Raw genomic sequence first — 432 nt, forward strand, 5'->3', positions numbered from 1 at the left:
GTCTCGCCGGGGCCGAAGGTGGCGTAGGTCTGGGCGGTGAGGGTGGAGACGAGGTTGCGGTGGGAGGACAGGATGCCCTTGGGCCGTCCGGTGGATCCGGAGGTGAACATCACGCAGGCGACGTCGTCCCAGGTCAGCGGTGTTCCGAGAGGGGTGGTCGGTCGTGCCGCGATGGAGTCGGCCTCCGTGTCCACGCGGACCGTCGCCCAGTGGGTTCCGCCGGTGGGGGTCAGCCGGGTGTGGTGGCGGGTGTCGGTGACGAGGGCGGTGAGGGAGGCGTCCAGGGCGGTGCCGGTGAGGCGTTCGTCGGGGAACTCGGGGTCCAGGAGGGCGTATCCGGCGCCGGTCTTGAGGACGGCGAGGAGGGCGACGGCGAAGTCGGGTCCGCGGTCGAGGAGGATGCCGGCGAGGTCGCCGCGGCCCAGGCCCCGG

Annotated in this window: 1 protein-coding gene; it reads right to left on the reverse strand. The window is 72.9% G+C overall.

From position 1 onward, the window contains the following. Positions 1–432 (reverse strand): AMP-binding protein (locus tag AB4039_RS42505; protein WP_442273345.1); only part of this gene is annotated, 432 nt, incomplete at both ends.

The sequence above is a fragment of the Streptomyces sp. M-16 genome (genome assembly GCF_052114405.1).
In the GTDB taxonomy this organism is placed as follows: domain Bacteria; phylum Actinomycetota; class Actinomycetes; order Streptomycetales; family Streptomycetaceae; genus Streptomyces.